General features: G+C 56.3%; 2 protein-coding genes. Both read right to left on the bottom strand.

Annotation, left to right across the window (positions count from 1 at the left end; translation table 11 throughout):
• Positions 1 to 67: 67 nt before the first annotated feature.
• Complete coding sequence (locus HX743_RS16040) at positions 68 to 370, bottom strand: phosphoglucosamine mutase (RefSeq protein ID WP_000251875.1); 303 nt, start codon at positions 368 to 370, stop codon at positions 68 to 70.
• An 86-nt stretch (positions 371 to 456) separates the two neighbouring features.
• A complete protein-coding gene (gene sul2, locus HX743_RS16035) occupies positions 457 to 1272 on the bottom strand; it encodes a sulfonamide-resistant dihydropteroate synthase Sul2 (protein ID WP_001043260.1) in 816 nt (271 codons plus the stop codon).
• Positions 1273 to 1417: the final 145 nt, after the last annotated feature.

Here is a 1417-nt window from a genome sequence, read left to right as displayed (position 1 = left end):
GTAAATTTTCAGCGTTGCTGGCTCCCCGTCAGCCGGATTGGGTTGCATCGCAGGGGTGTCGAAAGAGTCAACTGCGGTCCAAAGCTGTTGGACTTGGGTGAAAAGGGCGTTTATTCTTCCTATACGTTGTCGGCAGCGGGCCAAAAAGGAATACGTCCATGCCCATCGAGGTGAAACCGGCTGTGAGCGCGGGTTCAAGCATATAGCCCGACAGGCGCGTATCCTTGCCGATCACGACACGATGGCGGTGGTCACCGCGACGAAAGACACGGCCAGCCGCCATGCCGACGCGCAAGGCGGTTTCCGCCGTCATCGCGCCTTCGTTGGCTTTGCCACGAATACCGTCTGTGCCGAAATATTTGCGCACCATAAGGTCGATTATCCTGTCGTCGGGTCGCCCTCAAAGGGGACATGCCTGCTGAACCGCGAATATAGAGAAATATCCCGAATGTGCAGTTAACGAATTCTTGCGGTTTCTTTCAGCGCCGCCAATACCGCCAGCCCGTCGCGCAAGGGGCGCGGCTCGTGTGTGCGGATGAAGTCAGCTCCACCTGCGGCGGCGGCAAGCTCTGCAGCGAGTGTCGCGGCCCCGACATCCCCCGGACCACGGCCTGTGAGCGCGCGCAGAAAGGATTTGCGCGAAACAGACAGAAGCACCGGCAAATCGAAGCGCAGCCGCAATTCATCGAACCGCGCCAGCACCGAGAGCGAGGTTTCGGGAGCAGCCCCCAGAAAAAACCCCATGCCGGGATCAAGGACAAGGCGGTTGCGTTTGATACCGGCACCCGTCAGCGCCGCGATGCGCGCGTCAAAGAACGCCGCAATGTGATCCATGATGTCGCCAGCGGGTGCCTCGCGCCGATCTGCCTGCCCGTCTTGCACCGAATGCATAACGACGAGTTTGGCAGATGATTTCGCCAATTGCGGATAGAACGCAGCGTCTGGAAAACCGCGAATATCATTGAGATAGGCCACACCACGCGACAAGGCATAGGCTTGCGTCGCGGGTTGATAACTGTCGAGCGAGACGGGAATGCCATCTGCCTTGAGCGCGTCCAGCACCGGCGCGATACGCGCGATTTCTGTGTCGGACGAAACAGGCGCGGCGTCGGGATTGCTGGATGCCGGACCGAGGTCGATCACATCTGCCCCCTCGGCCATCAGCTTACGCGCCTGCGCAATGGCTGCGTCTGGCGCCAGATACCGGCCTCCATCGGAGAAACTGTCCGAGGTTATGTTGACGATGCCGAAAATGATGAGCGATTTATTCATGGGGGCTTCTATAATAATCTCTGTACACGACAAAAATAGATAACTCATTGAAATAATGTCACAATAATTGTTTTCTAACGACGAATACTATGACACATCTCAATGAGTTATATCTTATCTTAAACAAATCTCTAAAATGGAACAA

Source organism: Acinetobacter sp. Swhac1, assembly GCF_013390985.1.
Taxonomy (GTDB): domain Bacteria; phylum Pseudomonadota; class Gammaproteobacteria; order Pseudomonadales; family Moraxellaceae; genus Acinetobacter; species Acinetobacter towneri.
This window is presented reverse-complemented; position numbering and strand designations above follow the sequence as displayed.